At 69.9% G+C, this 20,039-nt stretch carries 18 protein-coding genes; 3 read left to right on the top strand and 15 right to left on the bottom strand.

Translation table 11 applies throughout. From position 1 onward, the window contains the following. Positions 1 to 54 precede the first annotated feature (54 nt). The 13 genes from xdhC to uraH form a co-directional block, all read right to left on the bottom strand. Positions 55 to 1,137: a xanthine dehydrogenase accessory protein XdhC gene (xdhC, locus tag CKCBHOJB_RS14015; protein ID WP_281049278.1), complete on the bottom strand. Its 1,083-nt coding sequence runs from the start codon at positions 1,135 to 1,137 to the stop codon at positions 55 to 57. A gap of 10 nt (positions 1,138 to 1,147) precedes the next feature. Beyond that, positions 1,148 to 3,499, bottom strand: coding sequence for a xanthine dehydrogenase molybdopterin binding subunit (gene xdhB, locus CKCBHOJB_RS14010; RefSeq protein WP_281049277.1), 2,352 nt, complete (start codon positions 3,497 to 3,499; stop codon positions 1,148 to 1,150). 10 nt (positions 3,500 to 3,509) lie between these two features. Beyond that, positions 3,510 to 5,027: a xanthine dehydrogenase small subunit gene (gene xdhA, locus CKCBHOJB_RS14005; RefSeq protein ID WP_281049276.1), complete on the bottom strand. Its 1,518-nt coding sequence runs from the start codon at positions 5,025 to 5,027 to the stop codon at positions 3,510 to 3,512. A 251-nt stretch (positions 5,028 to 5,278) separates the two neighbouring features. Beyond that, on the bottom strand, positions 5,279 to 6,679 hold the full coding sequence (locus CKCBHOJB_RS14000; RefSeq protein ID WP_281049275.1) for a nucleobase:cation symporter-2 family protein: 1,401 nt from the start codon (positions 6,677 to 6,679) through the stop codon (positions 5,279 to 5,281). Positions 6,680 to 6,833: 154 nt separating this feature from the next. After that, the gene (locus tag CKCBHOJB_RS13995) at positions 6,834 to 7,022 is read right to left on the bottom strand and encodes a 4-oxalocrotonate tautomerase (RefSeq protein WP_281049274.1); all 189 of its coding nucleotides are present in this window, start codon (positions 7,020 to 7,022) and stop codon (positions 6,834 to 6,836) included. A 39-nt stretch (positions 7,023 to 7,061) separates the two neighbouring features. Continuing rightward, a complete protein-coding gene (locus CKCBHOJB_RS13990; protein ID WP_281049273.1) occupies positions 7,062 to 7,826 on the bottom strand; it encodes a class II aldolase/adducin family protein in 765 nt (254 codons plus the stop codon). 75 nt (positions 7,827 to 7,901) lie between these two features. Next, positions 7,902 to 9,149, bottom strand: a complete 1,248-nt coding sequence (locus CKCBHOJB_RS13985; RefSeq protein WP_281049272.1) for a diguanylate cyclase — start codon at positions 9,147 to 9,149, stop codon at positions 7,902 to 7,904. Between the two features lie 109 nt (positions 9,150 to 9,258). Next, on the bottom strand, positions 9,259 to 9,768 hold the full coding sequence (locus CKCBHOJB_RS13980) for an ureidoglycolate lyase (RefSeq protein ID WP_281049271.1): 510 nt from the start codon (positions 9,766 to 9,768) through the stop codon (positions 9,259 to 9,261). A gap of 8 nt (positions 9,769 to 9,776) precedes the next feature. Further along, positions 9,777 to 10,826: an allantoicase gene (gene alc, locus CKCBHOJB_RS13975; protein ID WP_281049270.1), complete on the bottom strand. Its 1,050-nt coding sequence runs from the start codon at positions 10,824 to 10,826 to the stop codon at positions 9,777 to 9,779. A 25-nt stretch (positions 10,827 to 10,851) separates the two neighbouring features. Next, entirely contained in the window at positions 10,852 to 11,784 is a 933-nt protein-coding gene (gene puuE / locus CKCBHOJB_RS13970; protein WP_281049269.1) for an allantoinase PuuE, read from the bottom strand. Between the two features lie 16 nt (positions 11,785 to 11,800). After that, positions 11,801 to 12,349 (bottom strand): 2-oxo-4-hydroxy-4-carboxy-5-ureidoimidazoline decarboxylase, encoded by a 549-nt coding sequence (uraD, locus tag CKCBHOJB_RS13965; protein WP_281049268.1) that lies wholly within the window; start codon positions 12,347 to 12,349, stop codon positions 11,801 to 11,803. 46 nt (positions 12,350 to 12,395) lie between these two features. Next, positions 12,396 to 13,589 carry a urate hydroxylase PuuD gene (locus CKCBHOJB_RS13960; protein WP_281049267.1) on the bottom strand — a complete coding sequence of 398 codons (1,194 nt, stop codon included), beginning with the start codon at positions 13,587 to 13,589 and terminating at the stop codon, positions 12,396 to 12,398. A 49-nt stretch (positions 13,590 to 13,638) separates the two neighbouring features. Continuing rightward, positions 13,639 to 13,989, bottom strand: coding sequence for a hydroxyisourate hydrolase (uraH, locus tag CKCBHOJB_RS13955; protein WP_281049266.1), 351 nt, complete (start codon positions 13,987 to 13,989; stop codon positions 13,639 to 13,641). Positions 13,990 to 14,167: 178 nt separating this feature from the next. On the opposite strand from uraH, the gene CKCBHOJB_RS13950 reads away from it, so the two are divergent. Next, positions 14,168 to 15,106 carry a LysR family transcriptional regulator gene (locus CKCBHOJB_RS13950; RefSeq protein WP_281049265.1) on the top strand — a complete coding sequence of 313 codons (939 nt, stop codon included), beginning with the start codon at positions 14,168 to 14,170 and terminating at the stop codon, positions 15,104 to 15,106. 77 nt (positions 15,107 to 15,183) lie between these two features. Here the strand turns inward: CKCBHOJB_RS13950 and CKCBHOJB_RS13945 are convergent, their stop codons facing one another. Then, on the bottom strand, positions 15,184 to 15,657 hold the full coding sequence (locus tag CKCBHOJB_RS13945; RefSeq protein WP_281049263.1) for a universal stress protein: 474 nt from the start codon (positions 15,655 to 15,657) through the stop codon (positions 15,184 to 15,186). Positions 15,658 to 15,930: 273 nt separating this feature from the next. Here CKCBHOJB_RS13945 and CKCBHOJB_RS13940 point away from each other — a divergent pair, with 273 nt between their 5' ends. Both CKCBHOJB_RS13940 and CKCBHOJB_RS13935 read left to right on the top strand, forming a co-directional pair. Beyond that, the gene (locus tag CKCBHOJB_RS13940; RefSeq protein WP_281049262.1) at positions 15,931 to 16,641 is read left to right on the top strand and encodes a glutathione S-transferase N-terminal domain-containing protein; all 711 of its coding nucleotides are present in this window, start codon (positions 15,931 to 15,933) and stop codon (positions 16,639 to 16,641) included. Between the two features lie 56 nt (positions 16,642 to 16,697). Continuing rightward, entirely contained in the window at positions 16,698 to 17,318 is a 621-nt protein-coding gene (locus CKCBHOJB_RS13935; RefSeq protein WP_281049261.1) for a glutathione S-transferase family protein, read from the top strand. A gap of 64 nt (positions 17,319 to 17,382) precedes the next feature. Here CKCBHOJB_RS13935 and CKCBHOJB_RS13930 read toward each other — a convergent pair whose 3' ends face one another. Beyond that, a complete protein-coding gene (locus CKCBHOJB_RS13930; RefSeq protein WP_281049260.1) occupies positions 17,383 to 20,007 on the bottom strand; it encodes an EAL domain-containing protein in 2,625 nt (874 codons plus the stop codon). Positions 20,008 to 20,039: the final 32 nt, after the last annotated feature.

Raw genomic sequence — 20,039 nt, 5'->3', positions numbered from 1 at the left:
GCCGGGGCTGGCCTCAAGTGCGGTGGACGCGGGGCGCGCATCTTCGCACGGGTTTCATGGCTGCGCGCGCGCGCCGGATCCGGTCGCCGGGGTGCTGCTGCCGCGCTGCGCCGGGCGTGCGGCGAGCGAGGCGCCACGCAACTGCAGCACCTCGGCGGCGATCGCGATCGCGATCACCTCGGGTTCCTTGCCGGCGAGTCCGTGCACCCCGAGCGGGCAGTGCAGGCGGGCGATCGCGTGTTCGGCGACGCCGCGTGCGCGCAGGCGCTGCTCGAAGCGGGCGCGCTTTGACTGCGAGCCGAGCAGGCCGCACAGGCGGAAATCGCCGCGTTCGAGGATGGCGCGCACCAGCTCGAAATCGAGCGCGTGGCTGTGGGTGAGCACCAGGAACACGGCATCGGCCGGGGCGTCGCGCACCTCGGCCTCGGGTGTGTGGGTGCAGCGGAGCTCGATGTTGGCGGCGACGGCGGCGGGAAATTCTTCCGCCCGCGGATCGACCCAGCGCACCCGCAGCGGCAGCCGGCCGAGGACCTCGGCGAGCGCGCGCCCGACATGGCCGGCGCCGAACAGCACGAGCTGCAGCTCGGGCGGTACGCAGACGTCGATCAGGCTGTCGGCGCCCGTCCCGGGGCTCGTTGCGGCGAGCGCCGCACCGTCGCCCGCGCCGGCGAGCAGGCTCGACGCGCGTTCGGCCTGCGCCGGAACCCCGAGCACGCTGCTCACCGTGTCGCCGTCGAACACGCGGGTGTCGCCGCCGCCGAGGGCGACGTGGCGGCCCCATGGGCGGTCTGCGGCCGCGCGCGCGCATGCCTCGGCGATCCAGCCGCGGGCGGCCGTGCCGACCGGCTCGAAGACCAGCTCCATGACCCCGCCGCAGCACTGGCCGACGCTGGCGCCGAGCGGGAAGCGCACCAGGCTGGCGGTGGTCGCGCCATCGGCGAGCAGGCCGCGGGCGAGGCCGATCGCGCGCTGCTCGAGCTGGCCGCCACCGATGCTGCCCTGGCTGTGCGCAGCGGTCACGATCATGCGTGCGCCCGGGGCGCGCGGCGTCGAGCCGCGGGTGGCGGCGACGGTCACCAGCACGGCCGGCGTGGCGGACTCGGCGAGACGGGCGAGGTGTTCGAGCCAGGCATGCATCGGTGGGTGCTCAGGTGGCGGGCGTCGTGGCCGGGGCGGCGGCCTGCGCACGGACGGCGTCGATCGCATCGAGGATGGCCTCGGGCGTGGCGGGCGCGCGCAGCGGCGGGTTGCTGCGCCCGTCGCCGGTCGCGGCGACCGCGTCGCGGAGCGCGAACCACACCGAGAACGCGAGCAGCAGCGGCGGCTCGCCCACCGCCTTCGAGCGCAGGATGGTGTCCTCGCTGTTGCGGTTCGGATACAGGCGGACGCGGAGATCCGCCGGACAGTCGTGCGCGGCGGGGATCTTGTAGGTGGAGGGCGCGTGGGTCAGCAGCCGGCCGTCGGCGTCCCGGCACAGCTCTTCCATCGTCAGCCAGCCCATGCCCTGGATGAAGGCGCCTTCGACCTGGCCGCGGTCGATCGCCGGGTTGATCGAATCGCCGGCGTCATGCACCAGGTCGGCGCGCAGCAGCCGCCATTCGCCGGTCAGCGTGTCGACGATCACCTCGGACACCGCCGCGCCGTAGGCGAAGTAGTAGAACGGGTGGCCGCTCAGAGACTTCGCGTCCCAGTGCAGCCCGGGGGTGGCGTAGAAGCCCTCGGACCACAGCTGCACGCGCGCCAGGTAGGCCTGGCGCAGCACCTCGGCGAAGGCGAGCGTGCGTCCGCCGACATGGACCTGATCGTCCGCGAAGCGCACCTCGGCGGCGGAGGCGCCATCGCCCCAGCTGCGCGCGGCGAACTCCGCCAGGCGCAGGCGGATGCGGCGCGCGGCGTCCGCGGCGGCCTGGCCGTTGAGGTCGGCGCCGGTCGAGGCCGCAGTGGCCGAGGTGTTGGCGACCTTGCTGGTGTCGGTGGCGGTGGCGCGCACGCGGGTAAGCGAAATGCCGAGCTCGTGCGCCACCACCTGGCAGACCTTGGTGTTGACGCCCTGGCCCATCTCGGTGCCGCCGTGGTTCACCAGCACCGAGCCGTCGGTATACACATGGACCAGCGCGCCGGCCTGGTTGAGGTGGCTGAGGTTGAAGGAGATGCCGAACTTGACCGGCGTCAGCGCCAGGCCCTTCTTCAGCACCGGGCTCGCCGCGTTGAAGGCGGCGATCTCGGCGCGGCGGGCGCGGTAGTCGCTGTCCGCCTCGAGCTCCGCGACCAGCTCCAGGATCACGTTGTCGGCGACGGTCTGGCCGTAGGGCGTGGTGTCGCGGCCTTCGCCGCCATAGAAGTTGAGCCTGCGCACGTCGAGCGGGTCGCGCCCCAGCGTGCGCGCAATGCTGTCGAGCACATGCTCGATCGCGAGCGCGCCCTGCGGCCCGCCGAAGCCGCGAAACGCCGTATTGGACTGGGTGTTCGTGCGCGCGAGCAGGGCGCGGATGTCGACGTCCGAGAGGTAGTAGGCGTTGTCCACATGGCACACCGCGCGCGTGGCGACCGGACCCGACAGGTCGGCGGAGAAACCGGCGCGCGCGACCATCTCGATGCGCAGCGCGAGCACGCGGCCGTCGTCGTCGAAGCCGACCTCGTAGTCGTAGTGGAAGTCGTGGCGCTTGCCGGTGATCAGGATGTCGTCGTCGCGGTCGGGGCGCAGCTTGACCGGGCGGCGGAATGTCCACGCCGCCAGCGCCGCCACGCAGGCGAACAGCGCCGACTGCGACTCCTTGCCGCCGAAGCCGCCGCCCATGCGGCGCGTCTCCACCACCACGCGATTGGCCGCCAGCCCGAGCATCTGCGCGACCACGTGCTGCATCTCGGTGGGGTGCTGGGTGGAGCTCCACAGCTGGATGCAGCCGTCCTCGCGCGGCGCCGCGCAGGCAATCTGGCCCTCGAGGTAGAAGTGCTCCTGGCCGCCGACCTGCCACTGTCCGGCGAGGCGGCGGGGGGCGCCGGCCAGGCGCGCCGCCGGGTCGCCGCGCACGAGCTGCATCGGCGGCAGCACGAGGGATTGCCGGCGTGCGGCCTCGAGCGGGTCGAGCATGGCGGGCAGCGGCGCGTAGTCGATGACCGCGGCGCGCGCGGCGCGGCGCGCGGCCTCGTGGCTGGCGGCGATCACCGCGAACACCGGCTGGCCGGCATAGTGGACCTCCCCATCGGCGAGGATCGGGTCGTCGTGCATGATCGGCCCGCAGTCGTTGGGGCCGGGGATGTCGGCGGCGGTGAGCACGCCGATCACCCCGGGCATCGCACGCACCGCGTCGAGCCCCAGGCGGACGATGCGGGCGTGGGCCTGCGTCGCCAGGCCGAGCGCGGCGTGGGCGGTGCCGGCGAGCTCGGGCAGGTCGTCGAAGTACATCGCCTCGCCGCTGACGTGCAGGTGGGCCGATTCGTGCGGGTGCGGATAGTGCGCGGCGGGCGGGGGGGCGGGGCCGGGACGGGGCGTGCTCATGGCGGCGGCCTCAGGCGTCTTCGCCGCGGGGGAGCACGGCGCAGGGGTCGAAGGCGGCGAAGACCCGCGTCTGCGCGGGCGCGAGCGGCGTGTCGACGCGGGTCTCGAGGAAGAAGCGGCGCAGCAGGCCGGCGGCGGCGCGGCGACGGTAAGCGGCGCTGGCACGCAGGTCGGTGAGCGGATCGAAGTCCTGGTCGAGGGCCTGCACCGCGAGCGCAAGCGTGGCCTCGTCCCAGGGCCTGCCGTCGAGCGCGGCCTCGGTGCGCGCCGCACGGCGCGGGGTGGCGGCCATGCCGCCGAAGGCGATGCGCGGCGTGCGTACCATGCCGTCCTCCAGGCGCAGCGTGAAGGCGCCGCACGCCGCGGAGATGTCGGAGTCGTAGCGCTTCGACAGCTTCCAGGTGCGGAATCGCAGGTCGGCGGCGGGCAGCGGGACCTCGATCGCGGCGACGATCTCGTCGGCGGCGAGGTCCTTCTTCATGTAGTCGAGGTAAAACTCCTCCAGTGCCAGGCTGCGCCGGCCGCGCACGCTGGCGAGCACGACGCGGGCGCCGAGCGCGATCAGCGCCGGCATCGAGTCGCCGATCGGCGAGCCGTTGGCGACGTTGCCGCCCAGGGTGCCGGCATTGCGCACCGGCGGCGAAGCGAAGCGCTCCCACAGCTCGCCGAGCTCGGGCCAATGGCGGGCGAGCGCGGCGAAGGCGGTGGTGAGGCTGGCGCCGGCGCCGACGTGCAGCACGCCGTCTTCCTCGACCACCCGGCGCAATTCCGCGACCTCGCCGAGGTAGAGGACGGTGCCGAGCGTGCGCAGCTGCTTGTTGACCCACAGGCCGACGTCGGTGCCGCCGGCGAGCACCGTCGCCTCGGGATGGCGTGCGCGCAGCTCGAGCAGTTCGCTCAACGTGCGCGGGGCAAGGAAGCGCGCGGCCGGATGCGCGTAGTCCAGCGTGTCGTGGCGCTGCAGGGCGAGCAGGCTGCGGCGCAGCGCGTCGCGGTCGAGCGCGCGCACGGGCAGCTCGAACATGCGCTGCCCGGCCTCGACGATCGGCCGGTAGCCGGTGCAGCGGCACAGGTTGCCGGTGAGCGTGCTGCGGATGCGGGCCGCGTCCGGCCGGCTGTCGTCGGCCACGCAGGCGTTGTAGAGCGCCCATAGCGACATCGCGAAACCGGGCGTGCAGAAGCCGCATTGCGAGCCGTGGCAATCCACCAGCGCCTGCTGCACCGGATGCAGCTCGCCGCCGCACTGGGCGCGCAGGTATTCGACGGTGAACACCGCCTTGCCGTCGAGCGTGGGCAGGAAGCACAGGCAGGCGTTGAGACTGGCGAGCTCGAGCGCGGCATCTTCGCCGGCGAGCGCGGCGACGACCACGGTGCACGCGCCGCAGTCGCCCTCGTTGCAGCCTTCCTTGGTGCCGGTCAGGCCGCGCGCGCCGCGCAGCCAGGCGAGCAGGCTGGTGGTGGGAGGGACGCCGGCGACTTCGACCGGTTCGCCGTCGAGCAGGATGCGGAGGGTGTTGCGATCCATCATCGGGTCCGGGGCTGCTGCAGACCCGACGATGGTAGCGCGTTCCGCGCGCACTGTGCCTCCGGCCGCGGCCGCAGCCCGCGTAACGGGCGGAGCCCGCAAGAGACCCGGTGGGGGCAAGGGTATGGGGGTCTCCGGTGGCATCGTCGCGGCGGCGAGCCTTGTTTTCGCGGCGGCCACCGTTCCCACAGCGCATCGCGCCAGCTTTCAGGGTGGGAGCTGCGGCAGCCGCGAAACTGCCGCGCGGCCCGCCCTCAGTGCGCCATCGCCGGCTGGATCGCGTCGCTGGTGGCGTCGCGGCGGCCGCCGTTGAGGAACAGGTTGAGCGTGACCGCGGTGATCGCCGCCAGCAGGATGCCGCTGTGCAGCAGCGGTTCGAGCGCATGCGGCATCTGGTGGAAGAACTTCGGCGCCACCATCGGGATCATGCCCGCGCCGACCGACAGCGCGACGATGTAGAGGTTGAAGCGGTTGTTGCGCAGGTCGGCCGCGAGCAGGATCTTGATGCCGGTGGCGGCGACCATGCCGAACATCACCAGACCGGCGCCGCCGAGCACGTACTGCGGCACCGAGGCGATGATCAGCGCCATCTTCGGGAACAGGCCGAAGGCCATCAGGATCGCGCCGCCGGCCACGCACACCCAGCGGCTCTTCACCCCGGTGACGCCGACCAGGCCCACGTTCTGCGAGAAGCTGGTGTGCGGGAAGGTGTTGAGGAAGCCGCCGATCAGGGTGCCCAGGCCGTCGGTGCGCAGCCCCCGGGTGAGGTCGTCGCGCGACAGGCGGCGGCCGGTGAGCTCGCCGAGCGCGAGGAACATGCCGAGCGACTCGACCATCACCACCACCATCACCAGGCACATGGTGGCGATCGAGACCGGATCGAAGATCGGCATGCCGAAGTGCAGCGGCGTGACCACCGACATCCAGGGCACGTCGGCCAGGCCGTCGAAGCTGACCTTGCCCATCGCCATCGCAATCGCGAAGCCCACGCCCATGCCGACCAGCACCGCGACGTTGGACAGGAAGCCGCGGCCGAAGCGGGTGACCGCCAGCACCACCAGCAGCACGATGGCGGCGATGGCGAGGTATTCGAGCGAGCCGTAGGCCGGGTTGTCGATCAGCAGGCCGCTGGCCGCGTCGCGTATCTTCGGCTGCCCGCCGGCCGACCAGTTGATCGCCACCGGCATCAGCGAGATGCCGATCACCGCGATGATCGAGCCGGTGACCACCGGCGGAAACAGCGGCAGCGCGCGCGATACCAGCGGTGCGAACAGGATGCCGAACAGGCCGGCGGCGATGCCCGAGCCGAGGATGGCGTTGATGCCGAGCTCGGGATTGCCCGCCATCGCCACCATCGGCCCGACCGCGGCGAAGGTGACCCCCATCATGATCGGCAGGCGGATGCCGAAGCGGCCGACGCCGAGCGCCTGGATGATGGTGACCAGTCCGCAGCACAGCAGGTCGGCGTTGATCAGGAAGGCGATCTGGTCCTTGGGCAGCTTGAGCGCGCCGCCGACGATCAGCGGCACCGCGATCGCGCCGGCGTACATCACCAGCACGTGCTGCAGGGCGAGGGTGAACAGGCGCCCGCCGGGCGGGCACTGGTCCACGGGGTCGAGCTCGGGCTGGCGGCGGGTGCCGGATTGGGCGGACATCGTGGCGTCTCCTTGTCGTTATGGACTGATGGGTCCAGTCTAGGAGCACGCCGTGATATGAAAACCTTTATGGGCTTATAGAACGCATCAGTGGATCCGTATATCCGCCACCCGGCGGCAGCGCGGGATCACCTCGCCGAGCCGGCGCAGAGACTCAGTTCCGCTCCGACCACAGCACCCCGCCGGTGGCCCAGTGCTCGCGCCTGACCTCGACCAGGATGATGTCGACCGAGCCAGGCTCGCATTCGAGCACGCGGCAGGTTTCCCGGGTCAGGGCTTCGACGAGCTCGCGTTTTTTCTCGGGGCTGCGGCCTTCGAAGAGTTCGATGTGGAAGGTGGGCATGGAGGGCTCCTGGTGGTAATTGGGGGCAGTGCGGCAGGTTCAGCGCGCGAAATCCGGCTCGCTGCGCATCAGGGCGCGCAGCAGCGCGGGCCATTCGAGGGCGCCTTCGGGCTCCGGGTCGGCGGTGAGCTGGGCATGGGTGCGGGCGAGCACGTCTTCCGCCGGCATGGTCACCGCGCCGGCGGCCATCGCCGCGAGCTGGATGCGGCAGGCCTTGTCCAGCGTGTCCATCAGCACGAAGGCTTCGGCCACCGTCCGCCCGCAGGTCAGCGTGCCGTGGTTGCGCAGCATCATCGCGCGGTGGGCGCCCAGTTCGGCGATCAAGCGCGCCTGCTCCTCGGCGCCGAAGGCCAGCCCCTGGTAGTCGTGGTAGCCGAGGTCGCGCCAGAAGCGCATCGCGTGCTGCGACAGCGGCAGCAGGCCGTCGGCGAGCGCCGACACCGCGATGCCGGCGTCGGTGTGGAGGTGGATCACGCAATGGGCGTCGGCGCGCGCACGGTGCACCGCGCCGTGGATGGCGAAGCCGCTCGGATTGGCGACGCGGTCGCTGCCGTCGATGACGCGGCCGTCGAGGTCGATGGTCAGCAGGCTGGAGGCGGTGATCTCGTCGAAGCGCTGGCCGAAGGCGTTGATCAGGAAGGCGTCGTCGCGGCCGGGCAGGCGCAGCGAGATGTGGGTGTAGATCAGGTCCGACCACCCCCGGCGCGCGGCCAGGCGGTAGCAGGCGGCGAGGTCGACGCGGGCGCGCCATTCCTCGGGGCTGACGGTGTCGGGGCGGGTGGCATAGGGATCGAAGGGCTGCATGGCGGGATGGGGCGCGAGTCGGTGTGCGGGTCGCCGCTGCGGCGAGTTCCCGGCGTGTAGGCGGGGACGAGCCCCCTAGGCCAGCGACAGGCGGTCGCGCCCGCTGCGCTTGGCCGTGTACAGCGCCGCATCGGCGCGGGCGACGAGTTGCTCGAAGCTTTCATCCTGCGCCCGGCCGGCGAGTCCGAGCGACAGGGTGAGCGCGCCGACCTCGGCGTCCTGATGGGCGCGGACCCGGTTGCGGACGCGTTCGCCCAGATCGATCGCGGCCTCCAGCGCACAGTTCTCGAGCAGGATCACGAACTCCTCGCCACCCCAGCGGATCACGGCGTCGCCGCTGCGCACGGAGTCGCGCAGGATGTGGGCGACATCGCTCAGCACGCGGTCGCCCGCGGGATGGCCGAAGCGGTCGTTGATCTGCTTGAAGTGGTCGATGTCGCACACGATCAGGCTCAGGACCCCGCCGCGCTTCTGGGCCCTGCGGCATGCCTCTTCGAGCAGGTGCTCGCCGTGACGCCGGTTGTAGAGGCCGGTGAGCTTGTCCCGGGTGGCGGCGTGGCGCAGGGCCTGCTCCATGTCGACCCGATCGGAGATGTCCTTGCTGACGCTCACGTAGTGCGTGATGCGCCCGCTTTCGTCGCAGATCGGGGAGATGCTTTGCTCGGCATGATAGAGCGAGCCGTCGCGTCGCCGATTGACGAACGTGGCGCGGAAATCCTGGCCATCCGCGAGTACCCGGTGCAGCTTCGCATAGAAGGCCTCGTCATGCTCGTCGGAGCGAAGCAGGGCCGGGGTCCTGCCTTTGACCTCGTCGATCGTGTAGCCGGTGGCCTCTTCGAAGGCGACGTTGGCGAAGATGATCCGCGCCTGAGCATCCGTGATCAGCACCGGATCCGTCGTGGCGTCCAGGGCGCGGGCCAGCAGCCGGTTCTCGCGCTGGGCGAGAACGTAGGCGGTGATGTCCTGCTGCACGGAAATGAAATGCGTCAGCGTGCCAGCGTCGTCGCGTATCGGCGAGATGTTCCAGCGCACGATGTAGGGCGAGCCGTCCTTGCGGTAGTTGGTCGTCGTGCCTTCGAAGTAACGCCCTTCGCGCAGGCAGTTGCGCAGCTCCTCGATCAGGGCCGGGTCGGTATCCGGCCCCTGCAGCAGCTTGAGCGTGCGCCCGCGCAACTCCTCCAGGGGGTAGCCGGTCATCGCACAGAAGGCGGGATTGGCGATTTCGACCCGGCACCCTGCTGCGAGGTCGGCATCGGTGATCACGATCGCGTTCCAGGACTGCATCACGGCGGCCCGGAACAGGGCCGACTCGGCTGTACTCATCGCTGCTGGCGCTCTTCGGAAAGGAAGCAATGCTATCAGCCCGGACGCCCGTCGGCTCGTGTCCGGGCGCCCGGGCATCGCATTGGCGCTTCGTCCCGCTGCGCCGCGATCACATGCCGGCGATGAGGCCCGCCGTTTCGAGCTGGACCTCGTCGCAATTGTGGCCGGGCCCGCTGCGATCGACGACGAGGAAGTCGGAGACCCCCTCGAGGGCGAGCAGGGGGTGGTGCCAGACGCCGGTGGCGTAGTTGACGCCCTGGTCGGCGCGGGCGAGGAAGACCCGGAGGTCCTCGACCCTGGGTACCGCGCCGGCGGGGGCGACCACGACCAGGTAGGGCCTGCCCGACATCGGGATGAAGGCCTGTGAGGCGAGCGGGTGGCGCTCCATCATGGTGACGGTGAAGGGCAGGGCACGCGGCTGTCCGCGGAAGAGGGAGACGATGACCCGCCCGTCGGGGCCGGGCTCGATGCGTGCGAGGTCGTGGTAGCGCTCGGTGTTGCCGGCGTTGATGGTGAAGTGCTGGACCGCATCGCTGGCCTCGATGACCTCGCCGTAGGGGGCGAAGGCCTCGCGGGTGAGCGATCGGACCGTGAGGGGGAGGGGCGTCGGGGCGGACATGGCGGCGCTTACTTCGCCTCGACCTTGCCCCACAGGCGCAGGCGCGAGACGCCGCCGTCGGGGAAGATGTTGAGGCGCACGTGGGTGATCGGGCCGAGCTTGGCCACTTCCGCGGTGAAGGTATGGATGGCGTCCATCTCCAGCTTCTGCTCGGGCAGCAGGGTGTGCCAGAACATCGACTGGGTGGTGATCGAGCGGTCGGTGCCGCCGGTCACATAGGCGGCCTGCACCGAGCAGCGGTCCGGGTAGTTGCCCTTGAAGAAGGCGGTGTCGACTTCGATCTTCTCCACCGTGCCGGGGGCGCCGAGCTCGAGCACGCACCAGTCGTTGCCCGGCTCGCGGCGGCGGCGGGTCTCCCAGCCGTCGCCCATGTTCATGCCGCGCCCGGGCAGCAGCAGGGCGGCAGCGGACGAACCGAAGCTGGCGTCGTTCCACGATACCGCACGGCCGCCGTTCTCCATCGCGATCAGATCGACCAGTTCGCCCGCAGCGGCCTTGGCCGCCAGCGTGCCGACCGGGCGGCCATAGACGCGCAGGCGGGCGATGCCGCCGTCCGGATACATGTTCACGCGCAGGTGGGTCCACGCCGCGTCGCTCGCGCACTCGAGGATGTGGTGGCTGTTGGGACCGCAGGCGGTGGCCGGGAGGATCTCGGTCCAGGTCGCGGCCTTCAGGGCCTCGATGTCGTCGGTCTCCGACACGCAGGCCTCGATCGAGACCGCCGGCGGGTAGTTGCCGGTGAAGTGCGAGGTGTCGACATCGAAGCCGCGGATCACGCCCTTGACGCCGAGCCTGACCAGGGCCCAGTCGTGGCCGGCGACGCGCTTCCTGCGCGACTCCCAGCCGTCCATCCACTTGCCGTTGGTGTCGAACTTGCCGGGGACGAACTGGGCGGGTTCGGGGTTGAGCATGCGCGAAACCTCGGCGAAGAAGTCGTCGGAGGCGGCGAGCGCCTTGGCGCCCAGGCGCGGGTTGGCGAGGTCGACCGAACGCAGCGCCCAGTCGGGCAGCTCGGCAGCGGGGGCGAAGACGGGGGCGCCGGGGGTGTGGCTGGCCATGAGTGTTCTCCTTTTGGGGGTGGCGTTATTTCGGGTTGTAGGGGTGGTGCTCGATCCAGTGGCGGGCGACGTCGACGCGGCGGCACACCCACACCCGGTCGTGCTTCTCGATGTGGTCGAGGAAGCGCTGCAGCGCCTTGAAGCGGCCCGGGCGGCCGAGCAGGCGGCAGTGCATGCCGATGCTCATCATCGCCGGACGCTCCTCGCCCTCGGCGTACATCACGTCGAAGGCGTCACGCAGGTATTCGAAGAACTCGTCGCCGTGCGAGAAGCCCTGCGGCAGGGCGAAGCGCATGTCGTTGGTGTCGAGCGTGTAAGGCACGACGAGGTGCGGCACGGTGTCGCCGTTCGTCTTCTGCACCTCGGTCCAGAATGGCAGGTCGTCGCCGTAGTAGTCCGAGTCGTACAGGAAGCCGCCATGGTCGGCGACCAGGCGCCGGGTGTTCGGCGAGTCGCGGCCGGTGTACCAGCCCAGCGCGCGCTCGCCGGTCAGGCGCTCGATGATCTCCATGCCGATCTTCATGTGCTCGCGCTCGATCTCCTCGGGCACGTTCTGGTAGTGGATCCAGCGCCAGCCGTGGCAGGCGATCTCGTGGCCGAGTTCCTTGAAGGCGGCGGTCAGCTCGGGGTGGCGCTCGAGCGCCATCGACACGCCGAAGATCGTCATCGGCAGGCCGCGGCGCTCGAACTCGCGCAGGAAGCGCCACACGCCCACGCGCGAGCCGTACTCGTAGATGCCTTCCATCGACAGGTGGCGCTCGGGGTAGCTGGCGGCGTTGAAGAGTTCCGAGAGGAACTGCTCGCTGCCGGCATCGCCGTGGAGCACGCAGTTCTCGCCGCCCTCCTCGTAGTTGAGGACGAACTGCACGGCGACGCGGGCGCGGCCGGGCCAGTCGGCGTGCGGCGGGTTCCTGCCGTAGCCGATGAGGTCGCGGGGGTAGGTCTTGGTCGAGGTCATGGTGTCCTTCCTCCGCTCAGGCGCCGGCCGCGAACATCGCATCCAGGCGGAAGCGGGCGATCTTGCCGATCTCGTTCAGGCAGGTGCGGAACTCGATGTCGCGGTCGTTGGCCAGGCGCGCCTCGACGCGGTCCATGATCTGGTGGCGGGTGAGGCCCTTGACCGCGACCACGAAAGGAAAGCCGAAGCGCGCGCGGTAGTCCTTGTTGAGCTGGCGCAGGCGCTGGAGTTCTTCCTTGCTGCACTGGTCGAGCCCGGCGCCGCGCTGTTCGCCGGTGGAGGCGGTGGTCAGCGTGCCTGCCTCGGCCTCCTTGCCGGCGAGCTCCGGGTGGGCGCAGATCAGGCCGAGCTGCTCCGAGGGCGCGGCGGTGTCGACCACCAGGCACATCGCGGCGTGCAGTGCGTCGATGCTGGTGAAGGGGCCGGCGCTCCAGGCGCGCTCGGCGATCCACGGCGAGTGTTCGAAGATGCCCTCGAGGCGGGCGACGAAGGCGTCCTGCGGCAGGCGCGAGAGTTCGGCAAGCGCTTCGCCGCTGCGGTCGACGGTGGTGGTGGGGGTGCTCATGGCTGTCTCTTCCTGTTGTCCTTGGCGTGGTGCCCGGTCGGCGCTTTCAGTCCGCCGTACGGGCGCCCTGGGCGAACCAGATCGCGATCTTTTCGCGCTCTTCTTCGGTGATGCCGGTGAGGTTGCCGAGCGGCATGTAGCCGCTGGCCACGGTCTGCGCGCTCATCACCGCGTTGGCGGCGATCTGCTCGGGGGTCTGCAGCATCACGCCCTTGGGGGCCTGGGCGAAGCCCTCGTGGGTGGGCTTCTCGGCGTGGCAGGTGATGCAGCGCTGCGCCATGATCGACCTGACGGTGGCGAAGCTGACCTTGTCGCCGCTGGCGTCGACCTGCTTCGGCGCCATCAGCACCATCAGCAGCGCGATCAGCGCCACGCCGGCCGCCGGCAGCCACCACTTCACCTGGCCGCGGTGGCGCAGCACGAAGAACTGGCGGATCAGCACGCCGGCCACCATCAGCACGCCCAGCACCAGCCAGCCGTTGGCGTTGGCATAGGTCATCGGGTAGTGGTTGCTGATCATGATGAACAGCACCGGCAGCGTGAAGTAGGTGTTGTGCACCGAGCGCTGCTTGCCGATGATGCCGGGCCGCGGATCGACCTTCTCGCCGGCGTGGATCTGCGCCACCATCCGGCGCTGCCCCGGCATGATGTGGAAGAACACGTTGGCCGCCATCATCGTGCCGAGCATCGCACCGACATGGATGTAGGCGCCGCGGGCCGAGAACACCTGGTGCAGCACGTAGTTCGCGACCATCACGAACACGAACACGATCGCCGCGAGCAGGCCGTCCTTGCCCACCATGTTGCGGCACAGGAGGTCGTAGAACACCCAGCCGGCGACGAGGAAGGCGATCGAGATGCCGATGGCTGCCGCCTGCGACAGCGCCATCACGCTGCTGTCGATCAGGTAGCTCGAGGCGCCGATCCAGTACACGATGGCCAGCATGCCCATGCCCGACAGCCAGGTGGTGTAGGCCTCCCACTTCGACCAGTGCAGGTCCTGGGTCAGCGGCTCGCCCTTGGGGCCGGTGAGGTACTTCTGGCTGTGGTAGAAGCCGCCGCCATGCACCGCCCACAGCTCGCCGAACACGCCGCGCTTCGCATCGTTCGGGTTCTTCGGGGGCTTGAGCGAGTTGTCCAGCATCACGAAGTAGAAGGACGCCCCGATCCAGGCGATGCCCGCGATCAGGTGCAGCCAGCGGACCAGCAGGTTGGCCCAGTCGAGCAGATAGGCTTCCATGATCTGTTCTCTTTATCGGTTCTGTTTGGCGTGGAGGTGGAAGCGGGGCTCAGCTGCCGCGGTAGGTGGAGTAGCTCCACGGCGACACCAGCAGCGGCACGTGGTAGTGCTGGTCGACGTTGGCGATGCCGAAGCGCAGCGCGACCTCGTCCACGAAAGGCGGCTCGGGCAGGTCCAGGCCGAGCGCGCGGAAGTAGTCGCCGGCGGCGAACACGATCTCGTACTTGCCGGCCTCGAGTGCGGCGCCCTCGAGCAGCGGCGCATCGCAGCGGCCGTCGTGGTTGGTGACCGTGCGCGCGACCTCGCGGCGCTCGCCGTCGAGGCGATAGACGGTCACTGCGATGCCGACGCCGGGCTTGCCGTGGGCGGTGTCGAGTACGTGGGTGGTCAGGCGTCCCATGCTGTTGTCTCCTGGTGTGCTGCGGATGTGGGGATCGTGTGAGGCGCAGTGTAAGTCGCTACCGTGTTAACGGATCGCATATGTTTTTATAAGTGATATATGCTCTCGCGTATCTATCTCGGACGGGCGGCATACTCCCCGGGCGCAGAACGACAATGACGACACGAGGAGACCCATCATGAGCCTGCGCCGCAGCGACGACCCGCTCGACACCTATCTGCTGCGCATCTTCGTGCTGCTGATCACCGAGCGCAGCGTATCGCGTACCGCGTTGCGCATGAACCAGTCGCAGCCGGCGGTGAGCGCCGCCTTGAAGCGCCTGCGCGAGATCCTCGGCGATCCATTGCTGGTGCGGGAGAAGGGCGGCATGGTGCCGACCGAGCGCGCGCTGGCGCTGATGTCGCACGCCAAGGGCGCGCTCGCCGAGATCGACCGCATGATCGATGCGCCCGAGACCTTCGAACCGCACAGCACGCGCCAGGAGTTCCGCGTCGGCTCGCCCGACTATCTGGCGCCGGTCTTCGTCGCCGGCGTCGCCGAGCGTTTCCGCCGCGAGGCGCCGGGCGCGCGCCTGACGCTGCATGCGCTGGGGCCCAACTTCGATTTCGAGCGCTCGCTCGCCGAGGGGGATCTGGACGTGGTGATCGGCAACTGGCCCGAGCCGCCGCACCGCATGCACCTGTCGATGCTGCTCGAGGACGAGATCGTGTGCCTGGTCGCGGCCAGCCACCCGTGCGCGAGGAAGGGGATGACGACCGAGGACTACATGCGCGCCGCGCACGTGGTGCCGATGCCGTATTCGATCAGCCAGCGCGGCGTCATCGACGGCGTGCTGGCGTCGATGCGCATCAACCGCGACGAGCGCGTGGTGGTGCAGTCCTTCACCGCCGCGCCCTATCTGCTGCAGGGTACCGACCTAGTGTACACCACCACCCGCCACTTCGCGCAGTTCTACGCCAACCTGCTGCCGCTGGCGATCGTGCCCTCGCCGATCGCCTTCCCGCCGATGCGCTTCTACCAGCTCTGGCACGAGCGCAACCACCACTCGGCGGGGCACCGCTGGCTGCGCCGGCTGCTGTCGGACTGCGGGCGGCGCATCGTGCCGCCGGCGGGGTGAGGGGGCGATGGATCGCGGCTTCCGCCGCTCCCACGGGAGCGTCCGGGGTGGGGGCGGAAGCCGCGATTGGCGGTCGTTCAGCGGTCGATCGGCACCAGCATCACCGGGATGTCGGCCTTCATCGTGACCTTGTGCGCCACCGAGCCGAGCAGCAGTTCGCCGATCGTGCTGTGGCCGCGCGAGCCCATGACGATCACGTCGGCGAGCACGTGCTTGGCCACGTCGAGGATGCGGCGCGATGCGTCGCCTTCGAGCGCGCGCACGCTGGCGAGCACGCTCTTGACGTCGAGGTCGGGGTTGGCCTCGGCGAAGACGTCGATGCGGTGGCGCAGCAGGGCCTCGGCCTTCTTGTGCCCGGCGAGCTTGATCTCGTCCATCTTCTCCTCGCTGATGAACTCCTCGTAGGGCAGGCTGCTCGAAGGCAGCGTGACCGTGACCGCGTGCAGCCGGGCGTTGAACTTCATCGCCAGGCCGACGGCGTGGCGGAACACGGCGGGCGAGCGCGGCGTCAGGTCGGAGGCGTACAGGATGGAGCGGATTTCGTAGCTCATGGGGATCTCCCGGTGTCGGTGGCGTGGTCCGCCCGTGCGCGCGGCGGCGGGCGGTGAATGTTCTTGCCGTTCGGGCCGGCGACGCTGCGCAGGCCTCTGCGATGAAGTTTAGTGGGCTTGGGAGACGCTTCGCAGCGCCCGCCGGTCGATAGCCCTTATACGAAAACGATGATATTCCACCCCGGACGCAGCCGGCTTGCGCCAGCGAGCGCACGCACCGATCATGGCCCGTCCGCCGCCTCGCCGGCCTGCCCGAATCCAAGGAGAATGCCGATGATCGACCTATACACCGCCGCCACGCCCAACGGGCACAAGATCTCGATCGCCCTCGAGGAGCTCGGCCTGCCCTACTCGCTGCGCGTGCTCGACCTGTCGGCCAACGAGCAGAAGGAGCCCTGGTTTCTCGCCATCAACCCCAACGGCCGCATCCCGGCGATCGTCGATCACGACGAGGGCGACTTCGCGGTGTTCGAGTCGGGCGCGATCCTGATCTACCTCGCCGAGAAGACCGGCCGCCTGATGCCGCAGGACCCCAAGGGGCGCTCGCGCGTGCTGCAGTGGCTGATGTTCCAGATGGGCGGCATCGGCCCGATGATGGGCCAGGCCAACGTTTTCTACCGCTACTTCCCGGAGAAGATCCAGCCCGCGATCGACCGCTACCAGGGCGAGGTCAGGCGGCTGTTCCGCGTGCTCGACGGCCATCTGGCGAAGAACGAGTACCTCGCCGGCGACTACTCGATCGCCGACATCGCCAACTGGGCTTGGGTGCGCACCCACAACTGGTCGGGGGTGGCGATCGACGACCTGCCCAACCTGAAGCGCTGGCGCGACCAGATCCGCGCCCGCCCCGCGGTGCAGCGCGGCATCGAGATGCCGCCGTCGAGCTTCGACCGCGACGGCGACTCCGCGGAGCAGGCGCAGGCCTTCTCGGCGAAGGTGCGCAGCATGGTCGAGACCGGGCAGTCGCGCAGCGGCGGGGTTTGAGACCCGGGGGCGGCCCTTGCAGGGCCTTGCCGATTCATGACACTTGAGGAGACTTCATGAAGCTCTACGTTTCACCGCGCGCGCCCAATCCGCGCCGCGTGCAGATGTTCATCGCCGAGAAGGGCATCGCCGGCATCGAGGAGGTGGTGGTCGAGATCGGCAAGGACGAGCACCGCAGCTCCAACTACCGCGCCAAGAGTCCGCTCGCCAAGGTGCCGGTGCTCGAGCTCGACGACGGCCGCTACCTCGGCGAGACGCGCGCGATCTGCAGCTACCTCGAAGGCCTCCACCCCGAGCCCAACCTGATGGGCGAGAGCTTCGAGGAGCGCGCCTTCGTCGAGATGACCGACCGCCGCATGGAGCTCTACCTGTTCGGCACCATCGCCAACTGCATCCGCCACACCCACCCCGGCCTGGCGCCGCTCGAGCAGCCGCAGTTCCCCGACTTCGGCCGTTCGCAGGGCGAGAAGATGCGCGAGGTTGCGCGCTGGCTGGACGGCGAGCTCGCCAGCCGGCCCTTCGTCGCCGGCGAGCGCTTCACCATCGCCGACATCACCGCCTTCTGCGCGATCGAGTTCGCGCGCGGGCTGATGAAGTTCAGGCCGGGTGCGGAAGGCATGGCCCACCTGCAGACCTGGCGCGACCGCATCGCGGAGCGGCCGAGCGCGAAGGTGTGAGCGCCGGCCGCAGCGCACGGCAGGCCCTGCCGCGGGCGCCTCGATGACGGCGCCCCGCGCGGCCTCATGCGCGATCCGGTGGCCGCGCCTCGAAGTCCTCGATCGTGGCCGGGTGATGGAACAGGAAGCCCTGGAATCCGCTGCAACCGTTGCGGAGCAGGACCTCGAACTGCGCGGCGTTCTCCACGCCTTCGGCGATGACGCGCAGGCCGAGTGCGTGAGCGAGGGCGACGATGGTCCGGATGATCGCCAGGCTGTTCGGGTTGGCCGGCAGGTCGCGGACGAAGGAGCGGTCGATCTTCAGCTCGTCCAGCGGTAGCCGCTGCAGGTAGGCGAGCGAGGAGTAGCCGGTGCCGAAATCGTCGATCGAGAAGCGGATGTCCAGCGCACGCAGCGCGTGCATGGTCTCGATCGCATGTTCCATGTCGGTGAGCAGCATCGACTCCGTCAGCTCGAAGACGAGGCGGTCGGGCGGGCATCCGGTGTGCTCGAGCAGGGCGCGGGTGTCGGCGACGAAGTTCGGCGCGTAGATCTGCGTCGCGCTGACGTTGAGCGACAGGCGCAGTTCGCCGAAGCGGGCGTCGCCCGCCCACCGCGCGAGCTGGATGCAGGCCTTTTCCAGCAGCAGGCGCCCGAGCGCCGGCATGAAGCCGCAGCGTTCCACAGCCGGGATGAACAGGTCCCGCGGCACCAGGCCGCGCTCGGGATGGCGCCAGCTCGCGAGCGCCTCGACGCCGGTGACCCGGCCCTCGCCGTCGCACTGCGCCTGGTAGTTCAGTTCGAACTGATCCAGGGGCATGGCTGCGCGCAGGTCCGCCTCGAGCTGCAGCCGTTCGGAGACGGTGCGCTGCATCACCGGGTCGAAGAAGCGGATCTGGTTCTTGCCCTGGCGTTTCGATTCGTACATCGACAGGTCGGCGCTGCGCATCAGCGCCTCGACGGTCTGCGCACGGTCGCGGAACATCGCGATGCCGATGCTGGCCGTGCACACGTAGCGCTGGTTGCCGATCGGATAGGGCTCGCCCATCTTCGCGCGCAGCGTCTCGGCGAGGTGTTCCGCCGCGGCCGCGGCGGCGATCTCGTCCGCCGGCAGCTGTTCGATCAGGACCACGAACTCGTCGCCACCGAAGCGGGCGACGGTGTCCGTTTCGCGCACCGCGGCGCGCAGCCGCGCCGCCGCCAGGGTCAGCAGCTCGTCGCCGGCCTGGTGGCCGAGCAGGTCGTTGATGTTCTTGAAGTCGTCGAGGTCGATGAAGATCAGCGCACCGCGCCAGCCGTCGCGGTCGGCATGTGCGAGCGCCTGGTGCAGGCGATCGGTCAGCAGGCGCCGGTTGGCGAGCGCGGTCAGGTGATCGTAGAAGGCGAGGGCGTGGATTTCCGCCTCGCTTTCCTTGGTCCGCGTGATGTCGGTGAAGCAGCCGACATAATGGGTGACGACGCCATGGTCGTCACGGACCGCGCTGATGGACAGGCGCTCCGGATACACCTCGCCGTTGCGGCGCTGTTTCCAGATCTCGCCCTCCCACAGATCCTCGTGCTCCACCTCCGCCCACAGGTCGCGATAGAAGGCGGGGCTGTGGCGGTCCGAGTGCAGGATGCTGGCCGGCCTGCCGATCACCTCGCCGGCGGGGTAGCCGGTGATCTCGGTGAAGGCCTTGTTGACGCGCAGGATGCGGGTGTCGGCATCGGTGACCATCATGCCCTGCTGCGACTCGAAGGCGATCGCCGCGATGCGCCGCTCCTGCTCCAGGGTGGCGCGATGGGTGACGTCCTGCACGATCGCGACGACGGTGCGCGGCGCCTCTTCGCCCTCGATGGCCTGGATGCGGCCCTCGAAGATGCAGTGGCCTTTCGGTGTGTCGAGCGCGTATTCGACGGCCATCGGCCTGCCCGAGCGGATGGCATCGCGGATTGCGCCCAGCAGCTCGGCCGCGATCGGACCCGGTAGCACCTCGTGCAGATTCCGGCCCAGGAACTTGTCCGTTTCGCGGTAGAGCAGGCCCTCGTCGTGCGTCATCGCTTCCAGATAACGCCCGTTCTCGTCGAGGACGAACAGGATGTCGGGCACGGCACCGGCGATGGCGCGCAGATGCGCCTCGCGCTGGCGCAGGGCGCGCTCGTTGTGCAGGCGGGTGTCGAGGTCGTGCAGCAGCGCGCCGAGCAGGGCGGTCGCCGTGCCCATGATCAGCAGGTAGGGCAGGCCGAGCGCGGCATACACCGATGCCACGCTCTGTGACGGAACCAGCCCGATCATGAGGATGGACAGGGCGTGGGTCAGGACTCCGAACACGAACAGGGGGAGCAGCTGCCGCGACAGCCGGCCGCGCGTCCATGCCGCACGGTAGGCCAGGCCGAGCGCAACCGCGCCGGCGATCACCAGGGTGCCGACCAGCATGCCGTCACCGCCGAGCGAGATCCGGTAGGCGGCGGCGATCGCGCCGGCGATCAGCCCGGCAAGCGGGCCGCCGAACAGCCCGGCCATCGACAGCAGCACGGAGCGCCCGTCAACGATGACCCCCGGGGCGAGGGTGATCGGAATCATCATGCCGACCAGGCACACGGACCCGAAAACCACCCCCGAAGCGATCTCGGCGATCCGCGGCTTGAGTGCGAGAAAACGGATGCACAGGCCCTGCAGCAGGCTGAGCGCCAGGAGCAGGGCTGCGGTCTGGATCAGTTCGAGGATCATCGACGGGCGTGAGCCGGGTTGAGCGTGTGCAG

The sequence above is a fragment of the Thauera sp. GDN1 genome, from assembly GCF_029223545.1.
Taxonomy (GTDB): Bacteria; Pseudomonadota; Gammaproteobacteria; order Burkholderiales; family Rhodocyclaceae; genus Thauera.
Note: the sequence above shows the minus strand (reverse complement) of the source record. Positions and strands in the feature narration are given on the sequence as shown.